We start from the raw sequence: 13281 nt of genomic DNA on the forward strand, positions 1-13281 counted from the left end.
AAAATAAGTTATACAAATGATTCCAATCTCTGATGATCGCCTAAAGGAATTAAGCGATCGCTTCCCTTATTTAGATTGCGAGGTTGCTTACCTGATTAGATTGCTCCAAGATATACGGAAGATTCAGGAAGCAAAGAGCATAATCAATGTATCAACTGTATCTTTGCAAGCTATTGAGGGGATGGATAAAACAGTCAGTACGCTTCTAGTTCGCGCTGCCAAAATCGATCTAGAAAGCATACAGCCAAATCAAAAGCAGCAAAATCGCCAAGGCTAGACAGACTTCAATTAAGTAGTATCTGGTAGGGCGCAATTCCAGATATATCTGCTTCACCACCTTTCGAGCCTCACTCGTTCCCCACTGTTGGGCTTCACTTAAAGTGGGGAATGTTGCTTGCCGCATCGACAACCCCCGCCCGATTGAGGCATGGTATTCATGCTTGTAGTACTGGATAGAGATTTCCAGCAATCCGCCAGCTAGGTGAGCTTGCCACCAAATAGGCGGATTGAGTTTTGATGCTTGCCAGTTCATTATAGATTCTGCACTTTTTCTTTAAACGTCTTGCCAGCCGCAAAAGCAGGAACTGTGGTGGCGGGAATTTCAATCTTTTCGTTGGTTTTGGGGTTACGACCTTCACGAGCTTTGCGCTGACGTGGCTCAAAACTCCCAAAGCCTACCAGTGTAACTTTTTCACCAGATGAGACAGATTCCATAATCGTCTCAACTGCTGCATTCAAAACCTCTTCAGCTTGCTTTTTGGTGGTGTTTGCCTTGTCGGCGATCGCTTCAATTAATTCACCTTTGTTCATATTTTTAGGGGTATAGGGGTATAGGGATGCAGGGGTGTATTTGCACCCTTACACTCCTGTTTCTATGAAAATCAACAATAGTCTTTTATTATCCTTTCTCCTGCGTGATTGTCCACAGGCTGCAAGTTCAATTTTGCAAACCGTAGCCTATATCTATGTTTACAAAGGGCGTTCTTGCTTGATTCTGCGCTGTCCGAATATGGCGATCGCGTCCGTTCTACTCTATTACCAAGGGTTTATCGCCAGTCGCCTAGAATCACTACTTAGTTATGAGGTTCAGCTAGAATTAAGCGTAAATGCGATAGAGGAATCGAATATGATTGCAGTTGCTGAGAGAACCACGCAAGCAAACACGCCCACAGAAAATAGACTACTTAATATAGAAACTTTGGTGCGGGCGACCAATACAAGCATCCAAGATGTGAAATTACTACTAGCTCAAGCGAATGCTCCCATTTACCCGCAGGTAGACGGGACAGAGGCGATTTCAGAACCTATTTTTGATGAAGTGCTTTTGAATTGGGCGAAAGGATTGAAATTAAGCAGCGATCAACCCAAGGCAGATCAATCAGCCAGTGAAGCGCCGACCAAGCCACGCAAAGCAGCGCCAAAAGTTCTTATTTCTGAATTAACAGAATCCGACATCATCAAAATCAAAACTGGGAAAACATCCGGCTCCCCCAACATGACCCAAAAGGGAATTGCGGAAACTTTAGAGAATTTCTTCAATAAAGTGCGCCTAGAAGACACCGCCAAAGTTGATGCAGTGAGCGCCTTCATTGAGGGGACAAGCGAATTTGGGATCAATCTCCGCAAGAAATTGTTAGCAGCTTACAAGAAATTCACCAAAGCCAACCTTCAGGAAGCAGAAACCAAGTTGGTTGAGGGAGCTAAAAATTACTTGGAAAATTTGGCATCAACAGCCGCCGAAGATTAGTATAAATAGACGGTGGAACTTCGACCAGTACGGAGTGTACTCTTATGGCTGGCAGGGGATGCCGTTTTAGCTGGCAACTTATATGCCTTGGCAGGCGGTTGATGTTCTTACCGTTAGCATACCGAAGCCGAGAATAGCGAGTTAACGGGTTTGCGGCGAACGTCGGGTTCTTCCGTGTTGCCGAAATCCTAAGACCGAGGCTCACGCGATTGTGTAGCCGATGACGTTAGTGGACGGTAGGCACTAGCCGCATTTGGTAAAGTGGCGGAAGTAGACGCAGTACCCGTTGACCTGTAGGACGCTACAGCAGGGACGTGCAATTGACTGAGATTGCGTGTAGGTTCAATCCCTACCTTTACCATTGAGAACATGAAAAATTTTTCATGTAGTGGGTCAAGCCAGAGGTAATTCGCCGGTTCTCACGAGCAAAGCCAACTAGAGCAAGAGTAGCCAAGAGTCTGGCTGGAAGAATAGCGAACCCACACCCTTGGGAACTGTACGGTGACGCATTTCTGATGCTATGCCACCGACAGACCCCAAGAACCTCCCCTCAGAGCGATCGCTTGCAGCTGCAAATTACCACGAAGAATTGCAGCTACTTCTGGATTGCTGGAATTCCCTCAAGGATAGAGAAAAAGCTTATCTGCCCAAAGAATCCAAGGAACCCCCGCAGGCGTGGAGCGATCGCGTTAAACGCACCACATTTGACAACCGTTTTGAACCTGCAATCAAAGACTACGCGGGACTCTTGAGCGTTTTTAGTCTCAATGACGACGTTGCTCAATCAATTGCTGAAAACGAAGACAACATCGACCAGGAAGGAAACGACATTTGGACATTCTTCCACGAGGTTGACCAGTACGCCTTAAGGGATGGGTGGTGTGGGGTGCTGATCGAATACCCGCCACTTGACCCAAATATAAATTCTCAAGCTGATTTACTTGCAGCACCAGATCGCCGCCCCTACCTCGTATTGATAGATAGGCGAGATATTCTTAATTGGCGCACAGTTAAGATCAATGGTAAGTCCATACTAGTGCAAGTCACGATTCAGGAAATTCGTACTGAACCAGATGGGGAGTATGGAGAGAAGTTAGTTAAATACTACCGGGTGTTGCGTCCTGGCGAATACTTTGTGTTTCAGGAAATCGAGAGCCAAGGTGAAACGCAAGTACTACTAGTAGAGCAAGGGGTAACGAGTCTTGATGTTATACCCCTGGTTTACTACTCAGTCACGGAATCCCAGTTATTTGCGGGGAAAGCACCATTCCTAAATTTAGCCAAACTCAATATTGAACACTATCAAAAGCGCAGTCAGTTAAACGAAGTTCTACGCAAGTGCAACTTACCAGTTCCCGTCCGCAAAGGTCTAATCAGAACGGTAGATGACCTCAAAAAAGTCCCCCCCTTGGTGATTGGCCCCAATAGCGTGCTGGACATTCCCACAGAGGGGGACTTCTTTTTTGCTGAACCGAGTGGGGTGGCGATCGCGGCATCCCGTGAAGATATCAAAGATATTGAAGCCGCTATTGACCGCATGACTTTGGATTTTTTGACCAGTGGCGATCATCAAAAAACTGCCACCGAAGTTTTACTGGACAGTACCAAAACCAGCGCCAACCTCAAGGGAATCGCCCGACGCAAGGAATCGGCAATGCAGCAAGTTTTTGATTACTGGGTGCAGTACACCGGGGAAGTGGAGGGTGGAAGTATTGCGATGGATGAATCGCTGCTATCAATGCCCCTCACCCCAGAACAGGTAGATAAATTTGAAAGCCTTGCTACGGGCGGATTAATTAGCCAGCGTACCTTACTGCTGCTACTGCAACGAGGGAAAGTACTCCCCAGGCAATTCAATATCGATGAGGAAGTAGCGGCGACAGGACAAGCGACTGTCGGGGATGAGGTACTTGCACCATGAACGATACACCCTTTCACCCCAAGGGCGAACCCCTAGCTCTAACTCAATTAATTGAACTATCAACCATCCGCAAATCAGATGTGGCTGAGATGGTAAAGCGAAGTCACCGTACCACCAAACCCTTCATCAATGCTGATATTCGACCCCAATAGCCATAGATATAGAGATAGTGAAACTGGGCGATTCGTTAAGGCTGGCGACATTTCCCAATTAATTGACCGTGAAGTTAACCGAGCCGAAGTGCGATTGAAGGGACACGCACGGTTACTCGCTCAAGGAAAAATCAATATCCCTGAATTTCAAGCCCGGATGGCGCAAACTTTGAAGGAGGCGCACCTACGAAACGCGGCTGTAGGTGCGGGTGGTGTTAAGAGTTTGACACCCACGCATTATGGCAAAGTCGGCGCAGAACTCAAAAAACAGTACAAATATCTTTACCAATTCGGTAAAGATTTGGCAGACGGGAAGCTCACGTCAAAACAGGCAATTCGCCGTGCGGGTATGTATGCAGCTAGTGCGCGGACTTCATTCCATGAGGCAGAATTTACCAGCCGGGGGAAAGTCGGGTTTTATGCCAAGCGTCTACTCGACCCACAAGCCAAACATTGTGATGCTTGCATTGCTCATCAGCGCCCAAACTGGACATTAATTCAGCTAATTACCCCGCCTGGGGTTGACTGTCAATGCGGGGGGCGGTGTCGGTGTCGGTTAGTGTTTCGCAAACTTTAAAACAATTTAAAGCTCAAGAGCGATCGCTCAAATCATGCCTGATGATAATCAAAAAACTCTACACGGGCATGAAAACAGCAACAGAAATACTTCAAGAAGTGGCACAATTGGCAGCAGTTTGTAAACAAATGGGCTACCAACTTAAGTTCAATGAAGGGCATATTTGCCACTGGTGTGTAACCAGTCAAGAGGGGGAAACATTGTTTTGTTGTCACACGCCATCCAAAACATTAGAGAGGCTGTATGCCCTTCACAGAAGCTCAACGCTACCAAACATTAACCTATCTTAATGAGGCGCTACTTAGAACCGACCAAACGCGATCGCAATACTCCGATTATTCAGGAGAATTCTATCGCTTTGATGCCACGTTAACACCCACTGAATACCAGAAAAATAGGCCAACACCACTACTATTTCAAAAAGATGATATCTGGCAAAGGCTTGATGCGATTGAGCTTGAATCTGAGTACTTGGTAACTCAATTTAGTCAGATATTGAGCAATTTACAAACAGTTGAAACTGCAATTCTAGATGAGCGCTCTTCTGTGAACTCGGCACTAATCAAAGCTGACGTGCTGGAGTGGGACACGCGATCGCGCACTAGTGGGATGATAGCTAGCAGGGATGACTTAATAGAAAAACTGCGTTATCAATTGAAACTACCACCAAGCCCAGATTCAATGGGTGGCGGCGGGATGTTGTTGAGAAGCTGAAAAATTTTTCATGTATGACAGTTAGATATTTCTTGGACACGGAATTTATAGAAGACGGTTCTACGATTGACCTTATATCTATTGGCATCGTTTCATCCGACCTTAGAGAATACTATGCAATCAATGTTGACTGCGATTTTTCAAAAGCGAATGATTGGGTGAAGGAGAATGTATTAAAGCAGCTTCCACCCAAACCTGAACCTAATCAAGTAACAGAAGAAGATATATTGTGGGAGACAAGACGAGCGATCGCTAAAGACATCGTTTGCTTTATCAAGCAACCCTTCTTCAAAAACGATTTAACCAAGCTTGACTACAAGGCAGTTAAACAGATTGAACCCGAAACGGGTATTGATGTCGAGATTTGGACATATTATGGTGCTTACGATTGGGTGGTATTCTGCTGGCTTTTTGGCGCAATGATAGACCTACCCAAAGGTTTTCCAATGTACACCAATGATATTAAGCAGTGGTGCAAGCAATTGGGAGATCCAAGACTGCCAGAGCAAGGCAAGGGAAAGCATAACGCTTTGGCTGACGCACACTGGAACAAACGAGCTTGGGAATTTTTGAGAAAGTTTGAAGAAAATTGTACTGTTGAGCGAGGTTAAAAACATGGAATCACAAGAACTTAAATTAGCCCAAATCGCATACCATGCTTACGGCAAAACGACCGATTTTAAAAATTATCAAGGGCTTCCTATGCCTGAGTTTGAAGCTTTACCAGAAAAAATCAAGGAAGCTTGGATTGCAGCAACTCAAGCGGTAGTTAGTCACTTTAATATCACCTATAACGACGAATGACATCCCCTTTCTCTGGCTTTGAAAACTCTACCCTCATCTTCAAAGTTTCTGACGGCACATATACTATCAACGCCGCAGGGAACCGCAAACCCAACACCGTTGATGCAATAATCAAAGCCGTTCTCAAACCAGCCTCATACAGCAGCGTCAACACCTACGCTCAAGAAATTCAACAGTTTGCGGGTGCAGATGGTCATGCAGTTTTATTAGAAGGCTATCTGGTTAACCCCACAACCTACCCCCAAGGTGTGGAATTTTTAGCTGAGGCTGAGGCTGAAATCACCACAGCAATTGATAAGCCAGAGACGGGGAGATTTAAGTTACTGCCAATAGTGCAATCCCCCTATGTTGTTGCAACGGGGATTGACATTATCACGCCAATTCGGGGGATATTTCGGAGGAATTAAAACCAAGTGGAACCAATAGCAATCATTCTCACGATTTTGAAATTTTTGGCAGTCTTCATATTGGCCTACAAAATACTGGACGATTAATGCCTAACATCAAAATTGACACCAAAAAGCTGAATAATGCGATCGCCAAATCCTTCGACGTAGCAGTAGAAGCACTAACTGATTCATGCCAAGATGCCCTTGCGGATGATATCTGGGAATGGCCACGCGAAACCGTGAGAAGAAATGGGGAAGTCGTAGATTCTCCCCGTAACGCGGTTGACCAAGAAGAATTGATTGATTCCCTTGTAATTAGTAGAAACGCCAATGGTGCTGAACTAACTTGGGAAGCCCCACACTCAACCATTGTTCATGATGGCGCGACTACTAAAAACGGAACTGAATTACCTGCTAGGGCTTGGACAAAAGTTGGGGTCGAGAATTGCGATGCAACAGAAGTTATGCAAAAACAGTTGAATAAATTGTTATGAAACAAGACTTTTTAACAGCAGGTTACAGGCAATTTCAAGATACTGGGTTTCGCACTGCTGAATGTCTTTTGCAGAAGCGAATTTACGATGTCATTGGCACAAAATATTTTCTCAATGCCTACGAATACATCATAGAAGACAAGGCTTTATTTGAGTGCGAAGCTAGATTTACCAAAGATAGTAAATTATTTGTCGTTACAGTCTCAGACTTTAAATCAGTGGAAGAGGTCGAAGACGCATACCACGAAATGTGGGAAAAGATGGGCTTTGATTATCAAGAACTTAATTCGTGAAAGAACATGAAAAATTTTTCATGTTCTCAATTGCCAACAAATACAGGTTGAATCCAGTTCCATTTTCTATCAACTCTACCCTCACCAACCGCACTACGTCGCCAGTGACCACGCCGCCAGTGAGGGGAAGGGGAAGCATGAGAGCCACCTTTATCAATGCTGACTTGAGATTTTTCTTGCAGCCTCAACCATCTTGGGTAAAAACACCTTTCCTTGGGTTCTTGAGTCGCAAATCCATGACCAATGGTTTCCTTGTAGGTCACAGTTTCAATCCCTGTCTGTTCAAAAGACAAAAACATCAGTGATTGCATAACAATATTCCGCAAGTCACGCAAAAACTTTTTGTCTAAATCAACCATCTTAGTTCGTCCTAAATTCCCATCTCGTTGTTCAAGCTTGCCATCAGCATTAATTCCCCAGCCAGAAAACCAGACAGTCCCTTGAGTATCAATAGCTCCAAAGTGAATATTGGTGTCATGTTCATGAGCAAGATATTTAACTTTTAGACCATACTTTTCGCCTGTTGACCACTCTTGATGGTTGACATCCGAACAATGAATATTTAAATAATCGACGCAACTCCCATCAGGCGATCGCACCCCACCATTTGGCAGCAATAGCATTAATGAATGAATGGGAAGATGAGTAATCAAATCTTTAAAAATCGCACTTTCATCCCCAACATCAGTTTGAGAAAATAATTGCTGTAAATCCTTATCCAAGCAATAAATTGGCGCATCTTGCACCATCCACAGGGCGTGGCGATGTCCCGCAAACCTTTGCGCTAAATCTAACTTATGATTTTCATGCTCTTCTGCCATTAGAGCCACTAAAGACGCTAATTCATGCCATTGAAGGTAATTTTTGGGGATTCTGTAATTTTTTCTAGTTAAAATACGATAAAAACTATTTCCGCCTAATTTAATAAATGTAGATAACTGAGAGTGGCGACTATCTGCCTTAATTTGTATCTGCATAACTTATTTTAAATATTGAAACAAAAGCCATGATTGATGCTCTTATTTTACGCAATGATGTATTTGCAATATTAGAAGATTTATTAGGTACTTACACTTTTGATGGTGGCTCAACCGATAAAGCGATCGCCTCCCTCCCTGACCCAGACAGTGGCTGGAATTATCCCCCGCAGGGTACAAAAGTCAGTGGTTTGGAAGTAGTAATTAAATCGCCATATCCAGAAACAAAGAGCAACTTGGGAGGCGATCGCACCCATTCTTATACTTGGGAAATCCACCTTAAACAGTGGGACACGCGATCAACACTAGAAGGAGCAATTTTCCTTCTCACCAATGAACTGCCAGCATCTTATTTAATCGAGAGAGTAAGTAAAATACCGCCCAACAATCAATTATTAACTGTTGAACAGTGTAAGATTTTTATAAAAGAGTGGACGGTTACGAGTAATTGATATGCTTTACTCCCATCTTTATAGCTGGCGTAATCTATGTGAATACCTAAATTCTCGTCCTTACAAATTTGCTTATCCCTATCAAATCAAAAGAGATTGCAAGTGTTTACCTAGCCTATATGCAAAAGATAGGTTACACAGGCAAGTATTATTCGACAATTACTTGATTCAGTTTATTCATTGGTGTCCACATCCCGATGATTCCTATGGTGGCTATGGCAGAAGGCGAAGAAAATATGATAGTGATTGGGGCTGGCAACTTTGTAGGGAGTGGGAAGCCAAGATAGATTTCCTGGAACAAATTGTTTTATTTGGTCGTGAACCAGCTACTAAATCTTGGGAACCTGCTTTAAAAATCAGAATGCAAATTAGGGCAGAACGCCAGGCAAAGCTGGAGCTAGATAAAAAGCTTAGCTTGCTTAAAATAGGCGATCGCAAAACTGAAGCAGCCAAGCTAAATATATGCTGGCAGTGCCTTGGCAAGATTGCTTTTATGATGGTTGATTGTGTTAGTTGTGGGGCAATCAATTAAGTCAAGGGAACCCTAACACAGAATACTTTCTGTGTATTTATATGCCTAATTTTCAGGTAGCTTCGGGCAATAAGGTAAAAGTGTTTGTCGCCTTACTTCCCCTGGGTTCTCGTACCGAGCCAGTAAATGTTAATATCACAGCCGGTTCAGGAATTACAAGTAACGCAACTTCTGTCACTGTCAGCGCATTGTCCGGCCCCATCGCTGGAGGCACGCCCCTCACATTCACCAATGGCAATGGCTCTCGTACTGTGTATGTCGCCTCAGACGTACTAGCAGGCGCAACCTCTATACCAATTGAAGCGGCTAGTGGGGCTTTGGCGGGTAGCGCAACTGCGACTTATACAGCCAAATTAAGACTGAATGGCGGTACTCAGTTGAGTGTGGATTTATCAGCAGAGAGAACCGAATCACTGGTATTTGAAGATCCCTTGGGCTACCAGGATGGCGTTATCACTTCACAGTCTTGGTCGATGCCTTGGACGGCAAACTTGCTCTCTAATGACGATGCTTTCCGCAGGGTATTCTACGCCGCATCAGAGGCGGTTTCAGGTAGAGAAGTTTACATCTGGCAAGAAGATCCACCACCAGCCGGCGCGACAACAGGAGACGGAATCAAGGGTGCGGCTGTAATTACCAACTTTCAGAAGTCACTCCAATCTGCTCAGATTGCCACTTGCTCCTTCACTATTCAAGGACAAGGAAGCCCAACAATTACCAGATACTCATAAAAGGAATGGGCTATTGACTCGCAGTTGATAGCCCAAAATTACCCGCCATGACCGCCACCCCACCACCAAAAGATTCACGAATCGGCAAAGGGTATTCGTATCTATTTGCGATCGCCCTCACTGCCATCCTTGTCAGCCAGTCGATAGGGATAAAATTCCAAACTAATTCCAAACGAGAATTCAATATTTCAATAGAAAGCCGTGAACTTAATGCCCAACTCTTCACGGCCGGAGTAGGACTTATTGCCACAATCCTGGGATTACCTACAGATGCGATCGCTTTAGCTATTGGTAAATTCTTATCTAAGGAGCCTTAAAATGTGGAATGGATTTCAAGGCTCAGGCGCTGGATTAAGCGGCTATTCAGGGGAAAGACAAAGCATCGGCGCACACCCAGGATTATCAAGCGTTGGGATGGCAAACATTGCGCTGTACTCCAGGTGGAGCGCAATACACCCGCAGAACGCGCAACCTACAGAATCGCATCAGAGCGCGGCGATTGCGACTATTTACTACTACTTGATAACCTCAGAGAACTACAAACGGAACTGGTTGGGCAATTCGGCGGAACCACTTTCAAGCTCAGTTACATCCCCAATCCGCGCATTCTTCATCTCACACATCGCTTCTCGGTTTGGCGCGTTTATCGCAATGGCACTAGCAATCCCGTTGGTATTTGGGATTGTGATTTGCAAGGATTCTCTAGTTACGAATTACCAGCACAAAGGGCCACCCTTGGAGTGGCGTTGCGGTGTCTTAAAATAATTCACTCCAGCAAAACACCTGATTCATCCTGGCAGTCGCAATGCGATCGCATGAATTGGCTGGGGCTATTGGAGGAGAAAATCAAGGGTGAACTAGGGGTTAATCATAATTTGAAGGCTTGCGATCTAATGCCAAGAACATGAAAAATTTTTCATGTTCTACGATTCGTACAAAAACCTGTACCCTAGTCGCATTCTTTTGAAAAAATCCTCAGTATTTCGATTGCGCCAAACAGGGTTTTTCTTGTCAATAATCCAGTTTTTAGGAGCGTGACAAATTTCGGTATGACAACGCTCACACACCGGGAACCAGTTCTTACCCAGGTGATTACCGCCGTAACTAGTGTGGTGAAATTCATCAAACTTTCGCTTCAAGCAGCAGCAGCAAATTGAATCGTGTTTTTTCAGTTTCAATCGAGCGATCGCACACTCCCGACTGTAATTATTGCCATAGCGTACCGAGTAATCTAGCTGCGGTTTAGTAGATGTTCGTGCAGCGTTTCCACCTGTTTGCTGCTTGGCTCGTGTCCTGTCATTTCTTCCCACTGACGAGCGATTTCTGCGGGATTTGGTACTCGCCCTAGTTCGTCTGCCCATTTGATTAAATCTTCATACCAATCAGTTTGGATATCCTGTGGGGAAGCCAAGGGGATGGTGAGGGGAAGCTGGTTGATTGGTAGCAGCCCCTTGGGTTTATTGCCTTTTTTCTTAAATTGCTTGTAGCTGTGATGTGTGGGGTGAACAGCAATCTGCTCAGGTACAGAACCACGCACCAAGCAGCTGTAGGCGGTTTCTTCAATATACTTACGGCGTGGATCGTCTTTCTTCCACTTCTCTGCTATCTGGCGAGCTGTGGCACATAACGCAATCAGCAGGTAATTATTCCGCATCTGGGCGGAAATTCCCAAATCATCAGCATTGGATGATTGATTGAGGGCGATGAGCGCAATCTTGTATTTTCTGGCCTCACTACCTAGTCTCTTGATAGCCAGTTCCATATTTTCCTTGTCTTCAAAATTCTCAAGACAAGCGTTAATTTCATCAGCAAACACAATTACCGATGGCTCTAAATCTAACTGCTCTTTGGAAAGACTTCGCCTCTCATCTAGTAATTCAAGTAAGATGAGCAGTTGCTTTTCTATCAATTTAAAGTCAGCGATCGCATGAATCCCCAACTCCCGCCACAACACATTTACATTGGCGTGGGGGTCAAGCGCCAAAACTTGCGCCGGCTCCTCCTTAGTTAACCACCCGGCCACCCAGGTAGCCACCGAAGTTTTACCACTGCCAGAATTACCAGCAATGATAATCCCCACAGCATCATCAGCTAAATCCCGCCAGTCGTAAAATTCCAGTTCGCCTACTTTACCAGGACACAACGCCTCATAATCGATTTCGTCAGCCAATTCCACTGGATCATCAACAGTTAATAGATGCCTATTAGCCTCACTCCTGTACTTGGCTGCTTCTGCCTCTAGCTTGGCTATTTCCGCCTTGAATTTAGCCAATTGCATCTGCCGTTGCAGTTCAGCTAGTTCATTATTTTTCTCGGCTTGCTCACGCTCAAACTCCAATTCACTCGGAGATTTGTCTAAAGTGCGTGTAATTTGGTCAGCACGAGTGATTCTATCTTTTATATATTCAGTTTCAGTAGAAACTTTAAAACTGGTGATTTCACGCTGCTGTTCATTGACTTGAATTTCCTGATTTAAGTCGGTTTTTAGTTGTTCAAAATACGCTACAAATTCTCTTTTGTAGCGTTGCAATCGCTTTGATGTTAAAAATGTGCCAGCACCCAACAAACATAGGCTGCCGAGCGACCAATTTTTAGCATCGGGATTGGTGGCAAAAATCGTTCTCAATCTATAAGCTTTATCAGAAAGAATGAATGTTTCCTCTGGTTGAAATCGAGGATTAATAGGCACATAGTCCTCCTGCCGCCAGTAACCTTCAGGGACTATATACCGCTTATCTTGAGTGCAGTATTTGGCTTCAGGATTGTTGATGATTCTTGGTCTAAAACAAAATTCAATCACGTTGTATTTTGTCCCAGACAAGGAATACACTGACAGTCCCAAGCCGGTTACGGACAAAGCGATCGCCAATCCTAATGCAGATTGATTTTGCTGCTTAAACAAGCCTAACCAATCCATCGCTATCTCCTAAACATCCTAAGAAGCACTGGTAACAAAGCTAGTCCCAGCGAAAATGAAAGTAGAAATTGCAGTTGCAAATTAATAGTCAAACCATCAGTAGGTTGAACTTTAATCTCATAGGTTTTCACCTCATATTCAAACGCTTGAACTGATTCTTTTGCGTATTGCATAAGTTGCCTATATTCCTTGGTTGCATTCCATGAAATACCAGCAGCAGTGAGCAGCTTGGTAGACCCAAATACCACTCTTGAAATATCTCTTATTTTGTACTCACTAGATAAATCAATACCAGCCTCACCAATATCAATCATGGCGGGAATTGAGCCTAAGGCAAATCCTAAAAGCCCAGCACTCATTGCCCCTAATCCAAAGTCAATGGTTAGGAAGCATAGAGAGATATTGGCAGAATTTGCAGTTAGTGTAAGCAGGAAATTACGGATTACCGTAAATGATGCACAAGCTGATAAATAATCTTGCTCTAGTCGATTTAGGTAGTCTTGATATTCTCGTGGCAACTGAGAAATAGACTGCTCACTTTGCTGGTCTAGGTGTGTAATTTCGTCGATATCGGGTAACAT

22 protein-coding genes are annotated in these 13281 nt (G+C 44.3%); 16 read left to right on the forward strand and 6 right to left on the reverse strand.

Features of this window, described 5'->3' with window-relative positions; genetic code table 11:
- Positions 1 to 16 precede the first annotated feature (16 nt).
- Positions 17 to 277 carry a hypothetical protein gene (locus ACM5QX_RS22415; protein WP_414755563.1) on the forward strand — a complete coding sequence of 87 codons (261 nt, stop codon included), beginning with the start codon at positions 17 to 19 and terminating at the stop codon, positions 275 to 277.
- Here ACM5QX_RS22415 and ACM5QX_RS22420 read toward each other — a convergent pair.
- Together ACM5QX_RS22420 and ACM5QX_RS22425 are read right to left on the reverse strand one after the other, a co-directional pair.
- On the reverse strand, positions 230 to 532 hold the full coding sequence (locus ACM5QX_RS22420; protein WP_414755564.1) for a hypothetical protein: 303 nt from the start codon (positions 530 to 532) through the stop codon (positions 230 to 232). The genes ACM5QX_RS22415 and ACM5QX_RS22420 overlap by 48 nt on opposite strands.
- Positions 532 to 810: an HU family DNA-binding protein gene (locus ACM5QX_RS22425; RefSeq protein ID WP_414755565.1), complete on the reverse strand. Its 279-nt coding sequence runs from the start codon at positions 808 to 810 to the stop codon at positions 532 to 534. The genes ACM5QX_RS22420 and ACM5QX_RS22425 overlap by 1 nt, the downstream gene beginning before the upstream one ends.
- A gap of 64 nt (positions 811 to 874) precedes the next feature.
- On the opposite strand from ACM5QX_RS22425, the gene ACM5QX_RS22430 reads away from it, so the two are divergent.
- Positions 875 to 1747 carry a hypothetical protein gene (locus tag ACM5QX_RS22430; RefSeq protein ID WP_414755566.1) on the forward strand — a complete coding sequence of 291 codons (873 nt, stop codon included), beginning with the start codon at positions 875 to 877 and terminating at the stop codon, positions 1745 to 1747.
- A 188-nt stretch (positions 1748 to 1935) separates the two neighbouring features.
- Here the strand turns inward: ACM5QX_RS22430 and ACM5QX_RS22435 are convergent, their stop codons facing one another.
- Positions 1936 to 2118 (reverse strand): hypothetical protein, encoded by a 183-nt coding sequence (locus ACM5QX_RS22435; RefSeq protein ID WP_414755567.1) that lies wholly within the window; start codon positions 2116 to 2118, stop codon positions 1936 to 1938.
- Between the two features lie 149 nt (positions 2119 to 2267).
- On the opposite strand from ACM5QX_RS22435, the gene ACM5QX_RS22440 reads away from it, so the two are divergent.
- From ACM5QX_RS22440 to ACM5QX_RS22480, 9 genes are all read left to right on the forward strand, one after another.
- Complete coding sequence (locus tag ACM5QX_RS22440; RefSeq protein ID WP_414755568.1) at positions 2268 to 3668, forward strand: DUF4055 domain-containing protein; 1401 nt, start codon at positions 2268 to 2270, stop codon at positions 3666 to 3668.
- Positions 3665 to 3820 (forward strand): hypothetical protein, encoded by a 156-nt coding sequence (locus tag ACM5QX_RS22445; RefSeq protein ID WP_414755569.1) that lies wholly within the window; start codon positions 3665 to 3667, stop codon positions 3818 to 3820. The genes ACM5QX_RS22440 and ACM5QX_RS22445 overlap by 4 nt, the downstream gene beginning before the upstream one ends.
- Positions 3798 to 4397, forward strand: a complete 600-nt coding sequence (locus tag ACM5QX_RS22450; RefSeq protein WP_414755570.1) for a hypothetical protein — start codon at positions 3798 to 3800, stop codon at positions 4395 to 4397. Before ACM5QX_RS22445 ends, ACM5QX_RS22450 begins: the two co-directional genes overlap by 23 nt.
- Positions 4398 to 4640: 243 nt before the next feature.
- Positions 4641 to 5111 carry a hypothetical protein gene (locus ACM5QX_RS22455; RefSeq protein ID WP_414755571.1) on the forward strand — a complete coding sequence of 157 codons (471 nt, stop codon included), beginning with the start codon at positions 4641 to 4643 and terminating at the stop codon, positions 5109 to 5111.
- 14 nt (positions 5112 to 5125) lie between these two features.
- On the forward strand, positions 5126 to 5722 hold the full coding sequence (locus ACM5QX_RS22460; RefSeq protein ID WP_414755572.1) for a 3'-5' exoribonuclease domain-containing protein: 597 nt from the start codon (positions 5126 to 5128) through the stop codon (positions 5720 to 5722).
- A gap of 4 nt (positions 5723 to 5726) precedes the next feature.
- Positions 5727 to 5915, forward strand: coding sequence for a hypothetical protein (locus tag ACM5QX_RS22465; protein WP_414755573.1), 189 nt, complete (start codon positions 5727 to 5729; stop codon positions 5913 to 5915).
- Positions 5912 to 6322, forward strand: a complete 411-nt coding sequence (locus tag ACM5QX_RS22470; protein ID WP_414755574.1) for a hypothetical protein — start codon at positions 5912 to 5914, stop codon at positions 6320 to 6322. Before ACM5QX_RS22465 ends, ACM5QX_RS22470 begins: the two co-directional genes overlap by 4 nt.
- Positions 6323 to 6408: 86 nt before the next feature.
- Positions 6409 to 6798, forward strand: coding sequence for a hypothetical protein (locus ACM5QX_RS22475; protein ID WP_414755575.1), 390 nt, complete (start codon positions 6409 to 6411; stop codon positions 6796 to 6798).
- Positions 6795 to 7091 (forward strand): hypothetical protein, encoded by a 297-nt coding sequence (locus tag ACM5QX_RS22480; protein ID WP_414755576.1) that lies wholly within the window; start codon positions 6795 to 6797, stop codon positions 7089 to 7091. The genes ACM5QX_RS22475 and ACM5QX_RS22480 overlap by 4 nt, the downstream gene beginning before the upstream one ends.
- A gap of 26 nt (positions 7092 to 7117) precedes the next feature.
- Here ACM5QX_RS22480 and ACM5QX_RS22485 read toward each other — a convergent pair whose 3' ends face one another.
- Positions 7118 to 8068, reverse strand: a complete 951-nt coding sequence (locus ACM5QX_RS22485) for a hypothetical protein (protein WP_414755577.1) — start codon at positions 8066 to 8068, stop codon at positions 7118 to 7120.
- Between the two features lie 29 nt (positions 8069 to 8097).
- On the opposite strand from ACM5QX_RS22485, the gene ACM5QX_RS22490 reads away from it, so the two are divergent.
- The 5 genes from ACM5QX_RS22490 to ACM5QX_RS22510 are packed head-to-tail and all read left to right on the forward strand — an operon-like array spanning position 8098 to position 10691.
- Positions 8098 to 8520 (forward strand): hypothetical protein, encoded by a 423-nt coding sequence (locus tag ACM5QX_RS22490; RefSeq protein WP_414755578.1) that lies wholly within the window; start codon positions 8098 to 8100, stop codon positions 8518 to 8520.
- A gap of 1 nt (position 8521) precedes the next feature.
- A complete protein-coding gene (locus tag ACM5QX_RS22495; protein ID WP_414755579.1) occupies positions 8522 to 9052 on the forward strand; it encodes a hypothetical protein in 531 nt (176 codons plus the stop codon).
- Positions 9053 to 9093: 41 nt separating this feature from the next.
- Positions 9094 to 9783 (forward strand): hypothetical protein, encoded by a 690-nt coding sequence (locus ACM5QX_RS22500; RefSeq protein ID WP_414755580.1) that lies wholly within the window; start codon positions 9094 to 9096, stop codon positions 9781 to 9783.
- Between the two features lie 47 nt (positions 9784 to 9830).
- Positions 9831 to 10100, forward strand: a complete 270-nt coding sequence (locus tag ACM5QX_RS22505; RefSeq protein ID WP_414755581.1) for a hypothetical protein — start codon at positions 9831 to 9833, stop codon at positions 10098 to 10100.
- Positions 10101 to 10103: 3 nt separating this feature from the next.
- Positions 10104 to 10691, forward strand: a complete 588-nt coding sequence (locus ACM5QX_RS22510; RefSeq protein WP_414755582.1) for a hypothetical protein — start codon at positions 10104 to 10106, stop codon at positions 10689 to 10691.
- Between the two features lie 323 nt (positions 10692 to 11014).
- Here the strand turns inward: ACM5QX_RS22510 and ACM5QX_RS22515 are convergent, their stop codons facing one another.
- Both ACM5QX_RS22515 and ACM5QX_RS22520 read right to left on the reverse strand, forming a co-directional pair.
- Positions 11015 to 12700 (reverse strand): ATP-binding protein, encoded by a 1686-nt coding sequence (locus tag ACM5QX_RS22515; protein ID WP_414755583.1) that lies wholly within the window; start codon positions 12698 to 12700, stop codon positions 11015 to 11017.
- A gap of 2 nt (positions 12701 to 12702) precedes the next feature.
- Entirely contained in the window at positions 12703 to 13281 is a 579-nt protein-coding gene (locus tag ACM5QX_RS22520; protein ID WP_414755584.1) for a hypothetical protein, read from the reverse strand.

It is taken from the genome of Anabaena sp. CCY 9910 (genome assembly GCF_963920875.1).
GTDB lineage: Bacteria > Cyanobacteriota > Cyanobacteriia > Cyanobacteriales > Nostocaceae > Trichormus > Trichormus variabilis.

Coding starts and splice junctions, on each gene's coding strand:
- ACM5QX_RS22475 (WP_414755575.1), top strand. CDS start 6,409: ATGCCTAACATCAAAATTGACACCAAAAAGCTGAATAATGCGATCGCC.
- ACM5QX_RS22480 (WP_414755576.1), top strand. CDS start 6,795: ATGAAACAAGACTTTTTAACAGCAGGTTACAGGCAATTTCAAGATACT.
- ACM5QX_RS22450 (WP_414755570.1), top strand. CDS start 3,798: ATGCTGATATTCGACCCCAATAGCCATAGATATAGAGATAGTGAAACT.
- ACM5QX_RS22490 (WP_414755578.1), top strand. CDS start 8,098: ATGATTGATGCTCTTATTTTACGCAATGATGTATTTGCAATATTAGAA.
- ACM5QX_RS22460 (WP_414755572.1), top strand. CDS start 5,126: ATGACAGTTAGATATTTCTTGGACACGGAATTTATAGAAGACGGTTCT.
- ACM5QX_RS22515 (WP_414755583.1), bottom strand. CDS start 12,700: ATGGATTGGTTAGGCTTGTTTAAGCAGCAAAATCAATCTGCATTAGGA.
- ACM5QX_RS22505 (WP_414755581.1), top strand. CDS start 9,831: ATGACCGCCACCCCACCACCAAAAGATTCACGAATCGGCAAAGGGTAT.
- ACM5QX_RS22470 (WP_414755574.1), top strand. CDS start 5,912: ATGACATCCCCTTTCTCTGGCTTTGAAAACTCTACCCTCATCTTCAAA.
- ACM5QX_RS22435 (WP_414755567.1), bottom strand. CDS start 2,118: ATGTTCTCAATGGTAAAGGTAGGGATTGAACCTACACGCAATCTCAGT.
- ACM5QX_RS22495 (WP_414755579.1), top strand. CDS start 8,522: ATGCTTTACTCCCATCTTTATAGCTGGCGTAATCTATGTGAATACCTA.
- ACM5QX_RS22500 (WP_414755580.1), top strand. CDS start 9,094: ATGCCTAATTTTCAGGTAGCTTCGGGCAATAAGGTAAAAGTGTTTGTC.
- ACM5QX_RS22440 (WP_414755568.1), top strand. CDS start 2,268: ATGCCACCGACAGACCCCAAGAACCTCCCCTCAGAGCGATCGCTTGCA.
- ACM5QX_RS22420 (WP_414755564.1), bottom strand. CDS start 532: ATGAACTGGCAAGCATCAAAACTCAATCCGCCTATTTGGTGGCAAGCT.
- ACM5QX_RS22425 (WP_414755565.1), bottom strand. CDS start 810: ATGAACAAAGGTGAATTAATTGAAGCGATCGCCGACAAGGCAAACACC.
- ACM5QX_RS22455 (WP_414755571.1), top strand. CDS start 4,641: ATGCCCTTCACAGAAGCTCAACGCTACCAAACATTAACCTATCTTAAT.
- ACM5QX_RS22445 (WP_414755569.1), top strand. CDS start 3,665: ATGAACGATACACCCTTTCACCCCAAGGGCGAACCCCTAGCTCTAACT.
- ACM5QX_RS22520 (WP_414755584.1), bottom strand. CDS start 13,281: ATGTTACCCGATATCGACGAAATTACACACCTAGACCAGCAAAGTGAG.
- ACM5QX_RS22415 (WP_414755563.1), top strand. CDS start 17: ATGATTCCAATCTCTGATGATCGCCTAAAGGAATTAAGCGATCGCTTC.
- ACM5QX_RS22485 (WP_414755577.1), bottom strand. CDS start 8,068: ATGCAGATACAAATTAAGGCAGATAGTCGCCACTCTCAGTTATCTACA.
- ACM5QX_RS22430 (WP_414755566.1), top strand. CDS start 875: ATGAAAATCAACAATAGTCTTTTATTATCCTTTCTCCTGCGTGATTGT.
- ACM5QX_RS22465 (WP_414755573.1), top strand. CDS start 5,727: ATGGAATCACAAGAACTTAAATTAGCCCAAATCGCATACCATGCTTAC.